A 19,166-nucleotide genomic window follows, 5' to 3' on the forward strand; every position below is an offset into this window, starting at 1 on the left:
AATTAAAAGGGGGAGTTAACCTGCCAAAGCCCTGTTTTCTTTGCGCCAATACGAGTTATCAAGCCTACGTCTTTTAAAACTTTTATGCGCCTTTCGATGGTGCTTTGCGACTTGCCACATTTTGCAGCAAGCTGGACATTGGTGATATAGCGGTCTTGCTCAATAAACGCCAAAATGGTTTTATCAACGTCAGATAGTTTTAAACCCTCACTTAAACCCGCATTTAAACCTTCATTTAAACCATCATTGTTTTGTTTGATAAAGTAAAAGGCGGTAAATAGTTAGGCATTATTATAATTCATTGCTTTGGTGTTAAGGGTATAATAGCACGCATTAAAATAGCACCTTAAAAATCAATTTGTACAGTTAGCAATCATCTTTTGTAAAATTATGTTTAAAAAAAACCCGCAGCTTGATTGCTCAAGTTGCGGGTTTTTTAGGGTTTTTAAACTAACGAATTTAAAAACCGATATTGGTGGAGCTGGGGGGATTTGAACCCCCGTCCGAAAAGCCTCGACCGTCGGTACTACATGTTTAGTATTGTCATTTAATTAACCTTTAAATCCCGGACAAACACGGTAGATAAAGGCGAGGCCGCTTAGTTTTAACGCTTCAACCCCGGCCAGGGTTTCCGTCGCGATCAGGTGTTAGGGTGACACTCCAAAATCCAGTCCACAAGAATACATGGAAGGAGCGCTAGCCAGCCTAAGCTGCTAGAGAGTAGTTATCGTCGTTTGCGATTACTTTAATTTGCGGCTTTTTTACGAGGCAAACCGCACCTCGACATGCACCTCGGGCTTCTTGAATTCCGTCGAATCCTAATCAGCCCCTGAATTAGTAAACTCATTCAGAGTGTGCGAGCAGTATAACTGACTAAGGCGCTGATACTCAAGACTCTAAACAACTTTATTTTAGGGTCTGTTGACCTTTCAAGGTTAAATTTGCAGCAGTCTGTTTGGTATTTAGGCAAGGCAGCACCTATGTGGTGTGGTTGTTCCCCATAAATAGGTGATAACGCAGCATAAATGCCAAACAGGCGCTGCCCTTCGGGTTCTGCCCAAGAGCGATTTACTCTTTGTTGTTCGGTTTTGACTTAGCCCGCTAGGTTACAAACCTCACGCCGCGATTAAACCGCTCCTAGTTTGAACAAATTTTAATCCGCAAAGGTCAACAGACCCTAGTAAAAGTGCTTTATTTATAATTAATTACAGGTAAATTTGTAAACAAGCCTACACTTTCGGAAAAATAATTAGAACATTTACTTAACATAAGACCATTCTTGTGCTCAAATAGCATACATAATCGCCATTTAGTATTACACCTTGGTGAATGATAATAAAAACAGGCATAGTTTTATAGGAAGTCATAAATGTCGCTGTTTATCCATGATACACAATCTGGTTTTGTGTCTATTGCCGAGCACCCTAAAAAGAGTGGCTTTCCTGTCACAGGCTCACAATTAATAGAATTAATTGAACAATCTCAATTCGCTGATTATGAAGTGATAACTGCAAATATAGGGAAGTTATTTTCTCCTAGTAATGGATTAGGCAATGACTCTCTTCACATAGCAAAGGCTGTTGACGCCTCGATCAGTATAAAAATTGACGAAAAAAACATGGTTGCAGAAGCAACCCTTACCACAGCGCGTGGTGGTGAGATAATGTCTGTGGATAAAGCTCGTGAAGTACTGTTAGAAGCGGGTGTTGTACAAGGTATAAGTGCTCGTGCCCTTGACTCATTTTTAGGTCAACAATTCGAAAAGTCGCCCGGTATGTCTTATTCAGCAATTGTTGCTCATGGCCGTCGCCCTAAAGAAGGTGCAGATGCAAAGTTTGTACGTTTATGCTCAACGGCACAAGACAGAGTTTTAAGCCCGCAAGCTAAAGAAGGCGGCAAGGTTGATATGCGCAACTTAGGTGCAATTATAACAGTGAAGCCGGGTACGCCTCTGATGCAGCGAGTCGCAGCAACCAATGGCGAAGATGGTTATACTGTGTTTGGTGACTTAATACCTGCTTGCCCTGGCAAAGATTTACCATTGCAGCCTTTTGAAGGTACTAAGTTAGACCCTGATAACTCAAACATTCTGATTGCAGATTGTAAAGGTGTGCCTGTTGCACTACCGCGAGGTATGCGTGTTGATGATGTACTGTGCTTCGATAACGTGGATATTGGTACAGGTCATGTTGATTTTGACGGCAGTGTTATTATCAGCGGAGATATCAAAGACGGCATGCAAGTGTGTGCAAGCGGTGATGTCACAGTACTGGGCTTTGTTGAATCTGGTACTATTGAAAGTGCAAGTGCTGTGACCGTAATGCAAGGTGCAATTGGTCGAAAACGCGAAGATAACGAAGCATTTAGTTGTAAAATCAAAGCAGCCCGAACAATTTCAATTGGATATGCACAATATTGCTCGGTCGAAGGTGAGCAGGATTTATTTATTGAGCGCCAAGCATTACATTGTGACTTAAGCGCACGCCGTTTGATCAGAGTTGGTAAAGCAAGTAACCCTCGCGGTAAAATAATAGGTGGAAGTGTTTTAAATGCGATGCGAATTGAAACAGGTGAGCTAGGCGCGCCATCGGGGACCAAAACACGAATATATCTTGCGCAAAACTGGCATGATTTACGTCAAAAGCAAGTGCAGGTTAGTGACTTTGAAAAGCTGTTAACTACAAAATCTGCAGCGCTTAAACAAGCTCGAAAAAAAGCCATTAAAATCCCATTTCCTGAAAAGAGGCAATTACTGCTCGATAAAATTACGGCCAGTGAAGAGCAAATAAACATTAAAGTTGCTAATACTAAACGTAAAAAGCACCTAATTAAGCAAAAAATAACACAACTGTTGTCTATTAGTAGGGTTAAGGTTAATGAGCTCATGCACCCTGGCGTAGAGCTCAAAATAGCTAAAGATTCGAAAAACTTTTCGCGTATTTATCCACCTCATTTAGTAAAAATGAGCGAAGGAAAGATTACTCAGTCGTTTTAGCGGCTGAGTCTTCTATTGTGGTTTGTTCACCATCTTCTAGTGCCTCTTCAGCGAGCGGCCATCCACCGAGCTGCTGCCAACGATTGACTATTAAGCAATAAAGCTCAGCCGTACGTTCAGTGTCGTACAAAGCAGAGTGAGCTTGTTTGTTATCAAATTCGATTCCTGCTGCACGACACGCTTTTGCTAAAACAGTTTGCCCAAGTGCTAAGCCTGCAAGCGAGGTAGTATCAAAGCTAACAAAAGGATGAAACGGCGTGCGCTTGATATTATTTCGCTCAATAGCTGCATTCAAAAAGCCATGGTCAAACGCCGCATTATGGGCAACCACAACTGATCGCTGACACCCTGCCGCTTTTTGAGCTTTGCGCACCGCCTTACAAACTTCTTTTATTGCTTCATCTTCTGGCACCGCACCACGAAGAGGTGAATGTGGATCAATTCCATTAAATTCAATTGCGGCTTGCTCAATATTAGCCCCTTCGAAAGGCTCAACATGAAAATGCACGGTGTGATCTATACTCAACAACCCTTCGTCATCCATCTTTAAAATAGATACAGCAATTTCTAGTAGCGCATCAGTTTCTTTGTTAAAACCCGCTGTTTCAACATCTATAACAACAGGGAAAAAGCCACGGAAACGTTTTGCGAAAAGTGTTTGTTCAGTATTTGCCATAGTCTTCTTGGTTTATGAATGTAAGCTTTCTATTATGACAAAGTTGATGCCCTCTAGGCTAGAGGGTTTAAGTATTAATTAAAGGATTAGAATATGGGCATATAAATTGCTTAATACTTTAATGTTAATGTTCATACTAATACAAGGCTTTGAGTAACTGTTATACTTGCTGACTAGCCAAAGTATTGACAGGCATTTTTACAAAGTAATTTATTGTTGGAGTCCACTACTGTGAAATTATCATTACTCTCTGTTGGTATTACAACAATTGCCCTATTTTCAAGCTGCGTAGCATCAGCTGCAATGCGACAGTACAGCGCCAACGCTGATACATCGCAATGGCATGTTGTAAAAACAACACGACTACAATGTCAATTAAATCATGAGGTTCCTTATTACGGGGAAGCTATCTTTAGTGCAAATGCTAGTAAAAATAAAGATGTGCTCTTTAATTTAGACATGGTTGTGAGGCCAGATAATTACAGTGTGGCAGGTCTCAAGGCTGTCCCTCCGGCGTGGCGAGCGGGCCGTCCTGCACGTGATCTTGCAAATATGAAGCTACTGCGTAAGTTTGACGGCGAACTGGGCAACCAAACCGCATGGGAAATGCTTACGGAACTTGAAAAAGGCTATCACCCCACTTTTTATTACCAAGACTGGCAAAATAGTGCCGATAAAATTGCCGTTGGCCTTTCAAGTATTAATTTTAAACAAGCTTACTGGGCTTTTTTGCAATGCCGTGATGAGTTATTACCTTATAATTTTGAGGATATTTCATTCACGATAATGAATTATCAACCCAATACCAGTAAGCTTACTAAATCGTCACAAAAACGATTAGATAAAATAGCTGAATACTTAAAGCATGATACAAGCATCTCATCTATATCAATTGATTCATATACTGACAGCTACGGTGGCCGCTGGAATAATCTTGAGCTTTCCAAAAAGCGCGCTAAGGCAATAAAAGATTATATGGTAAGCCTTGGTGTTGATGAGTCAAAGGTTGAAACACAGGGCTTTGGTGAAAAACGCCATGTCGCAACCAATGACAACATTTTAGGCCGTGATAAAAACCGTCGCTTGGTTATTCAAATAGCAAAAATGTAATTTTAAGTCATTAAGAGGTAAGCTTTTTTAGCTTACCTTTTTTATTCACCCACCCTTCACTAAATTGAAAAATTGCTAAGCTAATCAAAATAATTCCTGCCCCAACGCTAAGCTGTATGCTAATAGGTTCATCGTTTAACCATGCCCCCAAGGCAATTGCAAAGCTAGGTGTAATTAAAGTGGTCAGCGCAACCGTGCTTGCTGTCAACTTTTGCAGCACATGAAAATACGCCAATGCCCCGACTAACGAGCCAAAAACCCCCAAGTAAACGATTGACCAAATAGATTTAGCTGACCATGCTTGGCTATCAAGCTGACCGCCAAAAAACCACCAAGTAATAAAAAATAGCGGCGTCACAAAAATTAAAGAACCAAATGTTGTTGCCATTGGGTGTATTGCGATACGTATGCGCTTTATCATTACACCGCTAAGGCTAAAAAAGCACACAGCTAAAGCTACATAGACCAATCCTTGCATTTGTAACATCGAGCCCTGAATGTGTTCTTTACTCACCAAGTACAAGCCAAATAACGCACAGAGCAACGCTAAACTTTTTATTAAACTAAACTTAGGTTCATTTAGTAAGCGCTGTGCAAGCAACCCAGATAAAATGGGAGCCAAGCCAAATATTAGTGAGATTAATCCTGACGGAACAGTTTGAGCAGCCATATAGCTGAGTAACATACCGCCATAAATTCCCATACTTGAATAGCCATATAAAAAGCACGCACGTCTATGCCAAGGTATTCTTATATTGGCTATTGCGACCACAAACGCAGCCAAAATAAGCCCAATCAGCATGCGTAATAACACGGCTAAAGTTGGTTCTACCGTTGCGCTACTAAATACAATACCTAGTGGTGTTGTTGACCATACTAACACCATAAAAAAATACGAGATTTTTACGTTCACCGGACTATTCCTTTTAGGAAGCGGTACAACGACAGGAGGGAAAAGATTCTAACCGCGTTATACCGCGGTTAAATATAAGGACTATACTTTACCGCAATCCATGCACGAGCGCATCACTGATGAAATCAGCCATGAGCAAAGCGTTGTATGGACTCGGTTAGTTAGTTGCATTTAATTTTCTTTGTTTGTTGAATTAATAAAGCTGCATAAGCGAAAACCATTAGTACCAGATTTGGTTAATTAGTCAACACTTTGCGCTCAATGCTCGGTTAAATTATTTAATCTGTTTTGCCCATGTAAATCATAGGTTACATTTATTTTCTTTGATTTATGACAAAACTATTTAAGTTTGCGCCAACTAGTTATATCTTGCTTGCCTCTCACGAAGTTTCAGGGGCAAAAGAGTGCTTAAAAATAAAACAATAGGCAGCATGTTAATTGTTGCAGGTACCACGATAGGCGCAGGAATGCTCGCGCTGCCAATAGCAAGTGCAGGACTTGGGTTTAGTACTGCACTTGTATTAATTATAGCAACATGGGTGTTAATGACCTACACCGCCCTGCTTATGCTTGAATTACATCAACATGCAGAACGTGAAGCCACTTTAAACACGTTAGCAAAATCATGGCTTGGCAAACGCGGACAGTATCTTGCCAACTTTTCGGTTATGTTCTTGTTTTATGCACTCTGTGCTGCGTATATAGCGGGTGGCGGCGCGCAATTACAAGAAAAGATTAATACTGGTCTTAACCTTAATATCGCTCCACAAGTTGGCTCTGTCATTATTGCATTAATCATTGGTACTGTTGTTACACTAGGAACAAGTAAAGTAGATAAACTTAACAGAATTTTATTTACCGTTAAAATTGTTGTACTTGCCAGTTTATTTTACATGCTTACGCCTTATGTACATGGAAAGCATTTACTTGAAATGCCAATTGAGCAAGGCCTCATTTTATCCGCTATTCCAGTTGTATTTACCTCATTCGGTTTTCATGGCTCTATTCCTTCGATTGTTAAGTATGTGGGGCTCGATATAAAAACACTGCGCCGTGTGATGATCGCAGGTGCTTCATTACCGCTCGCTATTTATATCTTTTGGCAACTTATTAGCCAAGGGATCATGAGCCAAAGTGAGCTACTAACAAGTACTGGGCTGCCAGGTTTTGTTGCAAGCATGGCTAATATTGCAAACAATTCAGCCGTCGCTTCTGCTGTTAATATATTTGCCGATTTGGCATTAGCCACTTCATTTTTGGGCGTGAGCTTAGGGTTGTTTGATTTTTTTGCCGATGCATTTAAAAAAGGTGATAAAAGTAAAGATCGCATCAAAACGGCTCTTATTACGTTTATTCCTCCTCTAGGATTTGCACTTTTTTATCCTCAGGGTTTTATAATGGCGTTAGGCTACGCCGCAATTGCACTTGTTGTATTAGCGGTATTTTTACCTGTCGCTATGGTGTATAAACAACGCCAACAAGCGCATATAGGTTACACTGTGATTGGTGGAAATGTTGGACTAGTGCTTGCTGCACTGTGTGGAGTGCTTATTATCAGCGCGCAAGGAATGCAAATGGCAGGACTTATCCCAGCAATTGGTTAGCCAGTTTAGCAGTTAAATAAAAACGGCACTTAGGTGCCGTTTTTATTTATTGTACTTGTGTAATGCAGCGAAAAGGCTCTGGCTAACAGCTGTTAGTTGGTGCTCAGATTAACAATGGTGTTAGCAATTATTTAGTTAACAAACAAATTAAACTAGTGCCTTTTACTCAGGTTACTGAGCCTATCAAATAACTTAGGTAACTCTCGCTCGGGGATAGGTGGACTGTAGAAATAGCCTTGCACAATAAAGCAGTTATTGTTTTGTAAAAACTCAACTTGCTCAATAGTTTCAACACCCTCAGCGACCACATCAAGTTTAAGCTTTTGTGCCATGGCTATAATCGCCGCGGTGATTTCCATATCGTTAGAATCTTCAGGTATGTCTTGTACAAACGAACGATCAACCTTAAGGATATCAACAGGGAAACGTTTCAAGTAACTTAACGACGAGTAACCCGTACCAAAGTCATCAATAGAAATAGACACGCCCAGAGCTTTTAACTGGTGTAACTGTGTTATTGCAGCCTCAACATTCCCCATCAACATGCTTTCTGTTAACTCTAAATGTAAGCTCTTTGCAGGTACATTCGTTTTTTGAATCATCGATGCCAGTAACGGTACTAGTTTAGAGTCTTTGAACTGACGAGCTGATAGATTAATCGAAATGTTATTTTCACGACCTTGCGCTGCAAGCCTTGCTGCAAATTCAAACGACTCCTCAAGTACCCAAGCACCAAGCTCCACAATCAAACCTGTTGCCTCTGCAATAGGAATAAACTTGGTCGGTGGAATCATACCTTCTGTTGGATGGAACCAGCGTGTCAATGCTTCGTAGCCAACCACTTGATTTGTTCTACAATCAACTTGTGGCTGGTAATACAAAACAAACTGACGTTCTTTAATAGCACTGCGTAATTCATTTTCAATAAATAACCGTTCATTTGCAGCTGCATCTAACTCTTGGCTATAAAAGTGGTAAGTGTTGCGGCCTTTTGCTTTAGCTTCATACATTGCTAAATCTGCATGCTTGAGTAACTGGTCTTCTTCTTGGCTATCATATGGCGCCATGGTGATACCAATACTGGCACTGATGATCACTTCATTGTTACCCAACATGATAGGTTCATTTAGGGTTTTTTGAATCGTGTTAGCCACTTCTGTTGCGTGATCTTGATGTTCAATTCCGCTGAGCAATACTGCGAACTCATCACCGCCCAATCGCGATATAGTATCTTCAGCACGCAGGCGTTTCTTCAATCTATTAGCTACTTCCACCAGAAGTTGGTCACCCGCATCATGCCCTAATGTGTCATTAATACGTTTGAATTCATCTAAATCAAAATAAAACAATGCAAATGCGTAATGGCCACGCTCAGCAAGCGCCATAGATTTACGTAACTGCATTCTAAAAAATGTACGGTTTGCAAGCCCTGTTAAGGTATCGAAGTAAGCCAGTTGTTCCATTTTTCTTTGGCTTTCTTTAACAAACGAAATATCTTGTGCGGATGCAACGTAACTGCTGATCTCTCCACTGTCTTCACGTATAGGTGAAATACTCAAAGATACCCAAATTGGTTGTTTGTTTAGCCCTTGAATTAAGGTATCACCCCGCCAATAGTTACGACTGCGCAGGTCAATATCAATATCATCGACTAATATAGCCATTTCTTCAGCCACAATACTCAGCAAGGCTGAATTCAAAAAGTGGCTTTCCTCAAAACCGGACATTTCCAGCATCTTCGGATTTACGTATTCAATCACAAAATTATGGTCGGTGATCACAACCCCAGTACCAGAAAAAGACACAGCCTTTGAAAGCCGATTTGCGGCTTTTTCGGCAATTTCTTTTTCTGTAATGCGTTGATTTAAGCCATCGATAAGTTTACGAATTTCAACGGCCATGTCACGAAAAGAGCCGTTAAGCGTGCCTATTTCATCTTTATTTTCTTTAGGAAATTCAATTTGCAAATGACCTTTACCAAAGCTGGTTACTGCATGAACTAATGAATGTATACGCCTCAGTACTAGCTGATACAGTGCTTGATGAAGCAATAAAGCAACAAGAATGGCATATAAAATAAACAGCCCAAAAAACTTCACCTTTAGCTCTTGTAACGCAGATAATGCCGAGGAGCGTTTTTTATATATGCCGATGTACCAATCCAAATGTTCTACTTTACGGATGTTTATGATGTGTGTTTCACCATCTTGAATAAAAGAGTCCGCATTTTTAGGTAACTTCATTTTAATTGTTTGGCTAATAAGCTCTTGCAAATCGGCATTTACAAAGTCATTACTATTTAGTCGCTTGCCGCGTTGTCCATAATCTTCATACTTATTTTTAGTCAACTTAGGGTGTGAAAGTAATTGGCCTTGGCCGTCAAACACAAAGAGGTGTTGATCATTGTCACCAATAGGGAGTTGAGAGATTAACGTATCTAAAGCTAAATCACTGCCAGTCACACCGAGGAATTCATTATTAATATAAATAGGCACAAGAATGCTGATGACCCATTTATGCGAAATTTCATCGTAATATACATTAGACCAGACCGCTTTACGTGTGGGGTTTTGCGCTTCTTGTGCGTAGTTAAAATTACTGTCTTTAGTAAATTGATGATCACCAGCAACGCTTAACGCCCAATTCGATGGTGCAATGCGGATAAAGTTATCTTTAGTGATTAAATAAAAGTTTGAGAAATCTTCAATAAGAGTAGGAGATAGTATTTTCCAAAGCGACTCAGAGTCATGTAGTAACTTTTTATAAAACGGGGAGTAATTTTTTTGGGGTAAAAACGCGGCGGAAAAGCCATCGTTAGAAGAACTACGAATGCTGCCGTCTGCCTCAAAACTTAATACCGCATCTTGGTTATCAGCCAGCTGCGAAGAGCTATAAAACAGTTGGTTTGTTACCACTCTGTTTGCTTGCTCTGCAATATTAATTTTGGTTTTCACTAAATTATTAAATTGCTGATTTAACCGATTGCTTGAAAGCTTTAATACTTCATGCTCTTCAAATACAAGCTGTTTTTCTTCAGACTTGAGCATTAATGCAGCTGCACAGATACCTGCAATTAAACAAATTGCTGATATAAGCAGCGAAAGCTTCATACTTAATGAGTTAACACCAAAACGTGATGGTGGGCGTCTATACACCACAATCCAACCTTATTTATTAATAATTGTTATTATTTGAATCTACACTCAGAAATATACCAGATCCCTATTTAGATTTATAAATTTTTTGTAAATATTCACAAAAAAACTTAAATATGAGAATAAAGCAGTACGAATGCGCTATTAAACACAATAGAGTGTTGACTTTAATGATCAGTCTACATACATTTAAGATATGAATATACATTTCTCGCGTTTCACATTTACGTTTATTAGCTTCTTTTTCTTTATCAGATGAAAGAGGCTTACCTGTTTGCGAGATTTAATCAACCGAATAGCAAAAGCCTCCCAACTGGGAGGCTTTTTTGTTTTTACTACCCTATTGGTAGCTTTTGGAATGAGGAACCCAAATGACAAATGATGTATTAAACACACTCAGACATGACATCAATGAAATTGATTCTGACCTGCTTGTATTACTTGCTAAACGTCGTCGTATTAGCCATGGCGTTGTCGAATATAAAATAGCAAACAATAAACCAATCCGTGACGAAGCAAGAGAGCAAGCTTTGCTCGAGAAGTTGATAGGCTATGGAAAATCGCTCGGATTAGATGCTTATTATGTTAATAATGTTTTTCAAACTATATTAGAAGATTCTGTGTTAAATCAGCAGGCAATGCTACAAAAAAACCTAAACCCTGGTGCAATGAGTGAAACTCACCGTGTTGCATATTTAGGAGGTCAAGGAACGTATAGCCAGTTGGCATGCCATAAGTACTTTAGTCGCCGCCCTGGAAAGTTGGTGGAATTAGGGTGTATTAGTTTCGAACAAATAACAGGAAAAGTTGAAAGCGGGCAAGCAGATTTCGGTTTGCTTCCTATTGAAAATACGAGTTCTGGTAGTATCAATGAAGTTTTTGATTTACTCCAGCACGCGCAAGTCTCTATTGTTGGTGAAGTTACTCACAGTGTAGAGCATTGCTTATTGGCTTCACCTGATACCGAACTGAGTCAATTAAGTAAAATTTTTGCCCACCCTCAACCTTTTGCACAGTGTAGCCGCTTTTTACAAGGGCTAGGTGAGATACAGCATGAAACGTGTGACTCAACATCGAGCGCACTCCAATCTGCACTTGAAACGCCAAATAGTGCAGCCATCGGTTCAGCACAAGCAGGCAAGCACGTTGGTTTAGAGGTACTAAAATCTGGCCTTGCTAATCAACAAGAAAACCACAGTCGCTTTATTGTTGTTGCGCGCCAACCGTTGCAAGTCTCAAAACAAATCCCAACTAAAACCAGTTTAATTATGGCAACCAAGCAACAAGCTGGTTCACTTGCCGATGCACTGATGATTTTCAAAGAGCACAACATTAATCTGGTCAAATTAGAATCACGCCCTGTACCAGGTAATCCTTGGGAAGAAGTATTCTATGTCGATTTAGAAGCAAACCTAGTAGACAATCATGTACAAAGTGCCTTAGAGCAACTTAAACAACACACGCAATATGTTCGTGTTTTAGGGTGCTACCAAGGTGAATCACTTCAAGCCGTGAGTGTTGACGGTTAAAAAAAAGGGCCATAAGGCCCTTTTTTATTGAACGTGATTTAATCAAGCACTTTTGCATCATTTGCTTTATTTAATAAACTTCGACTTTGCGTTAAAAAGTGAGCTGTAGAATCTGAGAAATACGCCTTTGCTTCGCCAAATGCCTCAATAAGTGCAGCTTTATTTCCCGCTCTTAACTTCTCAAGTGTGCTTGCAAAAGTATCTTGATATTGCGCGAGCAACCCTTCAACGTTATCAAACTGAGCCAGCATAATATCTGAATACAACTCCGAAGATTGCGCAAATAAACGCCCTACCATCATCAGTTCCAATTGATAAATTGGTGATGAACAACTCCTAAGTTCCTCTAAAGTATGCCCTTGCCTCGCTAAAAACTGACCATACACAAACGTAGTTAAGTGACGCATTACCTGGATAATTTGCATTGCTTCATCGTGCTTTTTAGCATCGAGTTCAACAAGCTGACAGCCCCATACTTGCAACTGAGATAAAAGCCCTTGAGCAACATCATGATGACGACCTTCACATACCACAACGGTTTGTTTTACCCAGTGTGATATATCTGGTCCAAACATCGGGTGCAAACCGACTACAGGCCCACTGTGTGCTTTTTTTAATACCGTTATAGGTGATTGCTTAACTGATGTTATATCAACCAGCAAACAATCATCATCCAACTTAGGTAACGAATTGACTACGGACTCGAGTGCATTTATGGGTACACTTACCATCACCAACTTCGCGCCTGTTAATATCTCTTTTGCTTGATGCTGTTGTGACTTATCAAGTATTTTAACTTCATAGCCAGAGCGTTTAAATTGATTTGCAAACAGCTGGCCCATTGCCCCTTCTCCCCCGACAATAACAATGGGTGATAATTCAGGTGCAGCGCACGCTAGTTTGGCTTGCTGATTTTGATAAGCTTCACGCATCATGCGTCTAAGAATGTCTTCAACAAGCTCTGGGTTTACGCCTTGGTTTATTGCTTCTTGGCGTCGCGCGGCGAGAAGAGTTGCTTCACGTTCTGGAGCATGTAGAGGTGCTCCGGTTTGCTGTTTTATAGCACCGATGCGTCCGGTAATTTTATTGCGTCGGGCAAGTAGAGCAACTAATTGCGCATCGCACTTATCAATCTCTGTTCTAAGCTGATTTAACTCTTCTTTCTCTGCCACGTACCCTACCACCTATAAAACGCCAAAATGTAAACTTTAAATTACGTTAAAGTAAACTAATCAATACGATAAATACTAACAGGATCGCTCAGTCGTTAAAAGCGAAAACAAAGAAAGATTGGTACATAAATACTTGAAAAAGCAATAAGGAATAAGCTGCACAAATGACTCAGCGAGGCCTTATCCCCAAACCACCATTGTTGCAAAGTAATGCCTTGATATTAAGCCACTAAACGCTGTGTTCTGTATCTTGAGGTAATTTGGGTATATATCGGTACTTAGTTTTTCAGCGCAAGAGACGCCATATTCATTACGCTTGTAAATGAGTCAGCACCCGCGATGAATAACCCATTATGGCAAAAATTAGCATCCTTAATCCCTGTGACAGTTTGAAGTTCTTCGCCTGATAAACCAGCCCACTCTTTAGGTAACGGCTTCCTATCTTCAAATGAGCCAGGCTCTACTGGCACAGTTTGGATGATCCACTTACCCGAGTGAGATGGGTAAATCATATATAAAGCTTGATCTGACAAACTGTGAACCGTTTTTTTCCACGGTGTATATTTTTCAAGCACTATCACGCGAGGATCATCTGCATCAGTAATTGCTTTGGCGACTATTTTTTTAGCAGCTGCACTACCACTGGCACTAGCAATAAAGCGCTTTAATAATCGCTGTGCAAATTCCACAGCTTCATTAAAGCACTCGTCAAAATTACCTTCTTCTTGCCATGTAGGATTAAACATCGAGATTGTCTGACTTAGGCTGATACCTGTCTCTACCCCTTCAACATAGCCGCAATCTATTGCGTCAATTGTTGATACTAATCCTGCGTCAACAGAATCTGCAACAGTTTGATTGCCAGCACAAAGATCTAGGCCATACTTTTTCCACACTAGCCCAAACGATGAAAAAGGAATCCCATTTTCTCGTGCACCTGCACCACCACGTTGGTGGTGATCAAAACGCCCTGTATCAGGGTCATACTCGTTACCTACATCAATGACAATATTAGCTTGGCTAATGAGTTGCTTGTCTCGTGTTCTAACTAGCGTAAGCGTCGGGAAAATAGTTTTAAGTACTGCAATACTGAATACATCATCAGCATGAAAGTTACCATCGTGGGTAACCACTGTCATATCGGTCATTGGATCATCATTTTTAATAAAGAGGGAAAAGAAGTTAATAGCTGCTAGTTAAGTATAACGAAGCTCACAGTTAAATGCAGTAAGGAAGAGGTGTGTGAAAGCCACTATTGAAAAATTAGCGCCCTTAGAAACCAAAACAGGTTGTAACCCGAGGGCTACAACCTGTTTTATCTGCGTTGATAAACAGCGCGTATTAGTTAAGTTTTTCTCTAATACGTGCAGATTTACCAGAACGCTCACGTAGATAGTAAAGCTTAGCACGGCGAACTGCACCGCGACGCTTAACTGCTACGCTATCGATAAGAGGGCTGTGCGTTTGGAATACACGCTCAACACCTTCACCGCTCGAGATTTTACGAACTGTGAATGCTGAGTGAAGACCACGATTACGCTTAGCGATTACAACACCTTCAAAGGCCTGTAGACGCTCTTTAGCACCTTCTTTTACACGTACCTGTACAACTACTGTATCACCAGGGCCGAATGCTGGTACGTCTGTTTTAAGCTGCTCATTTTCAAGCGCTTTAATAATATTTTGGTTTACTTTTGCCATTATGTTTCTCACTTTCCTAGGTGTAACTGTCTTCTAGCCACAAGCTTTTTGGTACTCTTGCTGAAACTTTGCGAGTAATACCGCTTGCTCCTCAGTCAGAGCTAGGTTATGCAACAAGTCAGGACGTCGTAGCCAAGTTCTGCCTAGTGACTGCATTTGCCGCCATTTAGCTATCTCTTGGTGGTTTCCACTGAGTAATACAGCAGGAACCTGTTTGTCGTCCAATGTTTCTGGCCGTGTATAGTGAGGACAATCTAGCAAGCCATCCGAAAATGAATCTTGCTCTGCTGACTGGTTATGCCCTAACACGCCTGGCACTAATCGCGCTACTGCGTCAATTAATGTCATGGCAGGTAGTTCACCACCACTCAAAATAAAATCACCAATTGACCATTCTTCGTCAACGTATGACTCTATTATTCTCTCGTCTATACCTTCATAGCGACCGGCAATCAAAATCAGCTTGTCAGAGTTTGCGAGTTCGCTTGCCCCTTGCTGATCTAATTTGCGCCCTTGCGGGGACATATAAATTACTTTTGCACCATCACCTGCCGCTTTTTTTGCGTCAAGAATGGCTTGTTTCAATGGTTCAACCATCATTAACATACCCGGTCCGCCCCCGTAAGGACGGTCATCAACGGTTCTATGCTTATCAGTTGCATAGTCTCGCGGATTCCAGCAGTTAAAGTCGATTAAACCACTTTTTACTGCGCGACCTGTTACACCTTGCTGTGTAATGGCATCAAACATGTCCGGGAAAAGGCTGATAACCCCTACCCACAACGAACTCGTTTGACTCATTAAAAGCCAGGATCCCAGTCTACGGTAATTTCTCTCGCTTCGTGTTTAACTTCTTTAATAACTGAATCAGTTAAAAATGGAATTAAACGCTCAGCTTGGCCAAATGCATCTTTATTATTTGCTTTCACAACTAATACGTCATTTGAGCCTGTCTCCATCAGGTCATCAACAGTGCCTAAGTTATAACCTTTATCAGTTACAACCGACATGCCAATGAGATCTCGCCAATAGAATTCACCTTGCGGTAATTCTGGTAGCTGCGCTGAATCCACAGAAATTTCAACATTGGTATAAGCCATTGCTTGGTCTCTGTCGTTTACTTGCGCAAACTTAGCGATAAAGCCTTTGTTGTGGCGACGCCAGTCGACCACTTCTAAGGATTGCCATTTACCTTGCTGCCCTATCAACCACGGGCTGAAATCGAAGATCCCTTGGGGATCATCAGTAAATGAATGTACCTTAAGCCAGCCCTTTATACCATATGGGGCACCGAGCTTTCCTACGACAATTATTGATGAGGTGTTCTCTTGACTCATGGTTACACTTACGCCTATTAAGCCGCTTTACGAGCGTCTTTAACTAACTTAGCTACACGATCTGAAAGACCTGCGCCTTGACCTACCCAGTGATCAACACGAGATAAATCTAAACGAACTTTTTCTTCCTGACCTGAAGCAATTGGGTTAAAGAAACCTACTTTCTCGATGAAGCGACCGTCACGCGAGAAACGGCTATCCGCAACCACAATTTGATAGAAAGGGCGTTTTTTAGCGCCACCACGTTGCAAACGAATAGTTACCATACCGTCCTCTAAATAGATTGACTGTTTTCATTAATAAGATTTACTCCCCAGTATGGGGAGCTGGGGAATTGTACGAGTTTTTAGCAACAATGCAAGTAAGAAGTGATCTAAAATCCCAGTTAAGTAGATTAAACACTGATCTGTGCGTCAAATAAGGTAGCGTAAGCAATTGAATGCATAAATTATCCACAAAAAAAGAGGCGTTTTGCCTCTTTTTAAAATTATTTTGACTGTTTAATATACAAAGTTGATTGCGATATTAAAATTTAGGCCCGCCGCCGCCCATCATACCCGGTGGCATCATGCCTTTCATACCGCGCATCATTTTTTGCATGCCGCCTTTACCTTTCATCTTTTTCATCATTTTCTGCATTTGGGTAAACTGTTTTAGCAATTTATTGATTTCTTGTACCTGCGTACCAGAACCCGCAGCAATACGTTTTTTCCGCGAGCCTTTAATAATTTCTGGACGCGCACGCTCTTGTTTAGTCATTGAGCTGATGATGGCTTCCATTTGAATAAAGGTTTTATCACCCATTTGGCCTTTTACAGCATCCGGTAAGTTTGACATACCAGGTAGCTTATCAAGCATCGACATCATGCCACCCATGTTTTTCATCTGCTTTAATTGCTCTGCAAAATCATCCAAGGTGAAGCCATTACCTTTAAATACTTTTTCAGCAACCTTGGCTGCTTTTTCCTTATCGACTTTCATTTCGACTTCTTCGATTAATGAAAGTACGTCACCCATACCTAATATACGCGACGCGATACGGTCAGGGTGGAAAGGTTCAAGTGCATCAGTGCGCTCACCCACACCCATAAACTTAATTGGTTTACCAGTAATATGGCGAATAGATAAAGCAGCACCACCGCGTGCATCACCATCTGTTTTGGTTAAGATCACACCTGTTAGTGGTAATGCTTCATCAAATGCTTTAGCCGTATTTGCCGCATCTTGACCTGTCATTGCATCGACAACAAATAAAGTCTCGATGGGGTTAATTGCACCATGAAGCGCTTTAATTTCATCCATCATGTCATTATCAACATGCAAACGGCCTGCGGTATCGACTAATACCACATCAATAAATTTTTTCTTGGCGTGAGAAATAGCTGCTTGGGCAATATCCACCGGTTTTTGAGAAATATCACTTGGGAAAAAATCTACATCAACTTCGCTCGCTAATGTTTCTAGCTGTTTAATCGCCGCAGGACGATACACATCGGCACTAACGACCAGGACTGATTTTTTCTTACGCTCTTTTAAAAACTTTGCAAGTTTACCAACACTGGTAGTTTTACCCGCACCTTGCAAGCCTGCCATCATCACAACAGCTGGCGGCTGCGCATTTAAGCTCAGCTCTTCGTTTGCTTCACCCATGGCTTTTTCAAGTTCTTCTCGTACTATTTTTACGAAAACTTGGCCTGGGCTTAAGCTTTTGGTAACTTCAACACCGACAGCACGTTCTTTTACTTGTTTTACAAACTCACGAACAACAGGCAACGCAACGTCTGCTTCTAAAAAAGCCATGCGTACTTCACGCAGCGTATCTTTTATATTGTCTTCTGTTAGGCGTCCGCGGCCGCTAATATTTTTTAAGGTTTTACCTAATCGTTCTTGGAGATTCTCAAACATATAAAGGGTCCGATAAACGTGATACCGATAGCATTTGAATCATTCAGCCCAAATTATGAGCCAAAATTTATACTTATCAGTATTAATTTAAATTTTAATTAAAAACAGTATACCGTAAATCTAGGCGCACAATACAGTATTCAAGTATGCAGTTTGAGTTTCTTTTTACAAAGCCTAGGTTTTTTCCTTACTATAAAATACAATGGGGCTAACTTAACAAGGATTATTTGACTCAAATTGAGTGGCCAAAGCATTATGCTGATTATTAGTTTAACTATTATTGCCAGTTTATTTTACGTATTAGCGACTTCGCATGTGTTGTCTCGTTTGTTCCATCAACAAGGTCCAAGCCAAAAACTCACTATCGTACTTAGTACAGTTGCAATATTAGCCCATATGTTATTGTTAGTTAATTCAGTGTTTCGGGCTGATGGCCAAGACCTCAGTATTGTAAATGTTGCATTGCTGACATGCTGGGTCATTGTTGTGTCGGTTACAACTGTGTCGCTTAAGTTTCCAGCCACACTTTTACTGCCTGTCGTATATGGTTTTGCCGCTATTTTAACGTTTTCCAGCTTATTTATTCCACACCATATTTTGTTGCAAAGTATTGATGTAGAAATTGCTCTAGTTACACATATCTCGTTGTCACTGCTTGCTTACTGCGTTCTTATAATCGCCACCTTATATGGCGTCCAATTTTACTTTATAGATAAACGATTAAAACGCAAAGATCTTGCTATTGTCCATAGCCATTTACCCCCTTTGATGGTGGTTGAGCGCCAGCTTTATCATCTACTTACGTTAGGAACTAGTTTGCTTACAGCCGCCTTACTATCTGGCTTTGTATTTTTAGATGGCATGTTTGATAGTGAATTTATTCATAAGACTATTTTATCATTAGTCGCATGGGCCATATTTGCTATTGTGACTGTAGGGCATATAGTTAAAGGCTGGCGTGGCAAACCAATTGTATTGGCAATAATGGTCGCGGCATTTACCTTAACGCTCGCCTATTTTGGTAGCCGTTTTATACAAGAAGTTATTCTGAATAAGTTTTAACTTGACT

Annotated in this window: 16 protein-coding genes and 1 other RNA gene; 5 read left to right on the forward strand and 12 right to left on the reverse strand. The window is 40.6% G+C overall.

Annotated elements, in window-relative coordinates; genetic code table 11:
- Nucleotides 1-2: 2 nt before the first annotated feature.
- On the reverse strand, nt 3-260 hold the full coding sequence (locus tag ACFI4Z_RS07790; protein ID WP_462670233.1) for a winged helix-turn-helix transcriptional regulator: 258 nt from the start codon (nt 258-260) through the stop codon (nt 3-5).
- Nucleotides 261-473: 213 nt separating this feature from the next.
- Nucleotides 474-830: a transfer-messenger RNA gene (gene ssrA, locus ACFI4Z_RS07795) on the reverse strand.
- Nucleotides 831-1,369: 539 nt separating this feature from the next.
- Between ssrA and ACFI4Z_RS07800 the strand changes: the two genes are divergently transcribed.
- Entirely contained in the window at nt 1,370-2,995 is a 1,626-nt protein-coding gene (locus tag ACFI4Z_RS07800; RefSeq protein ID WP_462670089.1) for a DUF342 domain-containing protein, read from the forward strand.
- Here ACFI4Z_RS07800 and rnt read toward each other — a convergent pair.
- Nucleotides 2,979-3,671, reverse strand: a complete 693-nt coding sequence (gene rnt / locus ACFI4Z_RS07805) for a ribonuclease T (RefSeq protein WP_462670090.1) — start codon at nt 3,669-3,671, stop codon at nt 2,979-2,981. The genes ACFI4Z_RS07800 and rnt overlap by 17 nt on opposite strands.
- A 231-nt stretch (nt 3,672-3,902) precedes the next feature.
- Between rnt and ACFI4Z_RS07810 the strand changes: the two genes are divergently transcribed.
- A complete protein-coding gene (locus tag ACFI4Z_RS07810) occupies nt 3,903-4,781 on the forward strand; it encodes a flagellar protein MotY (RefSeq protein WP_462670091.1) in 879 nt (292 codons plus the stop codon).
- 10 nt (nt 4,782-4,791) lie between these two features.
- Here the strand turns inward: ACFI4Z_RS07810 and ACFI4Z_RS07815 are convergent, their stop codons facing one another.
- Nucleotides 4,792-5,694 carry a DMT family transporter gene (locus tag ACFI4Z_RS07815; RefSeq protein ID WP_462670092.1) on the reverse strand — a complete coding sequence of 301 codons (903 nt, stop codon included), beginning with the start codon at nt 5,692-5,694 and terminating at the stop codon, nt 4,792-4,794.
- 404 nt (nt 5,695-6,098) lie between these two features.
- Here ACFI4Z_RS07815 and ACFI4Z_RS07820 point away from each other — a divergent pair, with 404 nt between their 5' ends.
- Nucleotides 6,099-7,298 (forward strand): aromatic amino acid transport family protein, encoded by a 1,200-nt coding sequence (locus tag ACFI4Z_RS07820; RefSeq protein ID WP_462670093.1) that lies wholly within the window; start codon nt 6,099-6,101, stop codon nt 7,296-7,298.
- A 152-nt stretch (nt 7,299-7,450) separates the two neighbouring features.
- Here the strand turns inward: ACFI4Z_RS07820 and ACFI4Z_RS07825 are convergent, their stop codons facing one another.
- Nucleotides 7,451-10,456 (reverse strand): bifunctional diguanylate cyclase/phosphodiesterase, encoded by a 3,006-nt coding sequence (locus ACFI4Z_RS07825; RefSeq protein ID WP_462670094.1) that lies wholly within the window; start codon nt 10,454-10,456, stop codon nt 7,451-7,453.
- 368 nt (nt 10,457-10,824) lie between these two features.
- Here ACFI4Z_RS07825 and ACFI4Z_RS07830 point away from each other — a divergent pair, with 368 nt between their 5' ends.
- A complete protein-coding gene (locus ACFI4Z_RS07830) occupies nt 10,825-11,982 on the forward strand; it encodes a chorismate mutase (protein ID WP_462670095.1) in 1,158 nt (385 codons plus the stop codon).
- 38 nt (nt 11,983-12,020) lie between these two features.
- Here ACFI4Z_RS07830 and tyrA read toward each other — a convergent pair whose 3' ends face one another.
- From tyrA to ffh, 7 genes are all read right to left on the reverse strand, one after another.
- Nucleotides 12,021-13,154, reverse strand: coding sequence for a bifunctional chorismate mutase/prephenate dehydrogenase (tyrA, locus tag ACFI4Z_RS07835; protein ID WP_462670096.1), 1,134 nt, complete (start codon nt 13,152-13,154; stop codon nt 12,021-12,023).
- Between the two features lie 278 nt (nt 13,155-13,432).
- On the reverse strand, nt 13,433-14,302 hold the full coding sequence (locus tag ACFI4Z_RS07840) for an MYG1 family protein (RefSeq protein WP_462670097.1): 870 nt from the start codon (nt 14,300-14,302) through the stop codon (nt 13,433-13,435).
- Nucleotides 14,303-14,495: 193 nt separating this feature from the next.
- Entirely contained in the window at nt 14,496-14,855 is a 360-nt protein-coding gene (gene rplS, locus ACFI4Z_RS07845) for a 50S ribosomal protein L19 (protein ID WP_087530754.1), read from the reverse strand.
- 33 nt (nt 14,856-14,888) lie between these two features.
- The gene (gene trmD / locus ACFI4Z_RS07850) at nt 14,889-15,656 is read right to left on the reverse strand and encodes a tRNA (guanosine(37)-N1)-methyltransferase TrmD (protein ID WP_462670098.1); all 768 of its coding nucleotides are present in this window, start codon (nt 15,654-15,656) and stop codon (nt 14,889-14,891) included.
- Entirely contained in the window at nt 15,656-16,192 is a 537-nt protein-coding gene (rimM, locus tag ACFI4Z_RS07855) for a ribosome maturation factor RimM (RefSeq protein ID WP_135473944.1), read from the reverse strand. Before rimM ends, trmD begins: the two co-directional genes overlap by 1 nt.
- Before the next feature lie 17 nt (nt 16,193-16,209).
- The gene (gene rpsP / locus ACFI4Z_RS07860) at nt 16,210-16,458 is read right to left on the reverse strand and encodes a 30S ribosomal protein S16 (protein ID WP_058561214.1); all 249 of its coding nucleotides are present in this window, start codon (nt 16,456-16,458) and stop codon (nt 16,210-16,212) included.
- A 259-nt stretch (nt 16,459-16,717) separates the two neighbouring features.
- The gene (gene ffh, locus ACFI4Z_RS07865) at nt 16,718-18,097 is read right to left on the reverse strand and encodes a signal recognition particle protein (RefSeq protein WP_462670099.1); all 1,380 of its coding nucleotides are present in this window, start codon (nt 18,095-18,097) and stop codon (nt 16,718-16,720) included.
- 255 nt (nt 18,098-18,352) lie between these two features.
- On the opposite strand from ffh, the gene ACFI4Z_RS07870 reads away from it, so the two are divergent.
- Nucleotides 18,353-19,159 carry a cytochrome C assembly family protein gene (locus ACFI4Z_RS07870; RefSeq protein WP_462670100.1) on the forward strand — a complete coding sequence of 269 codons (807 nt, stop codon included), beginning with the start codon at nt 18,353-18,355 and terminating at the stop codon, nt 19,157-19,159.
- Nucleotides 19,160-19,166 lie beyond the last annotated feature (7 nt).

It is taken from the genome of Pseudoalteromonas sp. RWi3 (genome assembly GCF_054960735.1).

What these genes read in the sequence shown, in the direction of transcription:
- ACFI4Z_RS07800 (WP_462670089.1), top strand. Translation starts at nt 1,370, where the DNA reads ATGTCGCTGTTTATCCATGATACACAATCTGGTTTTGTGTCTATTGCC.
- rnt (WP_462670090.1), bottom strand. Translation starts at nt 3,671, where the DNA reads ATGGCAAATACTGAACAAACACTTTTCGCAAAACGTTTCCGTGGCTTT.
- ACFI4Z_RS07830 (WP_462670095.1), top strand. Translation starts at nt 10,825, where the DNA reads ATGACAAATGATGTATTAAACACACTCAGACATGACATCAATGAAATT.
- ACFI4Z_RS07840 (WP_462670097.1), bottom strand. Translation starts at nt 14,302, where the DNA reads ATGACCGATATGACAGTGGTTACCCACGATGGTAACTTTCATGCTGAT.
- rplS (WP_087530754.1), bottom strand. Translation starts at nt 14,855, where the DNA reads ATGGCAAAAGTAAACCAAAATATTATTAAAGCGCTTGAAAATGAGCAG.
- trmD (WP_462670098.1), bottom strand. Translation starts at nt 15,656, where the DNA reads ATGAGTCAAACGAGTTCGTTGTGGGTAGGGGTTATCAGCCTTTTCCCG.
- rimM (WP_135473944.1), bottom strand. Translation starts at nt 16,192, where the DNA reads ATGAGTCAAGAGAACACCTCATCAATAATTGTCGTAGGAAAGCTCGGT.
- rpsP (WP_058561214.1), bottom strand. Translation starts at nt 16,458, where the DNA reads ATGGTAACTATTCGTTTGCAACGTGGTGGCGCTAAAAAACGCCCTTTC.
- ffh (WP_462670099.1), bottom strand. Translation starts at nt 18,097, where the DNA reads ATGTTTGAGAATCTCCAAGAACGATTAGGTAAAACCTTAAAAAATATT.
- ACFI4Z_RS07870 (WP_462670100.1), top strand. Translation starts at nt 18,353, where the DNA reads ATGCTGATTATTAGTTTAACTATTATTGCCAGTTTATTTTACGTATTA.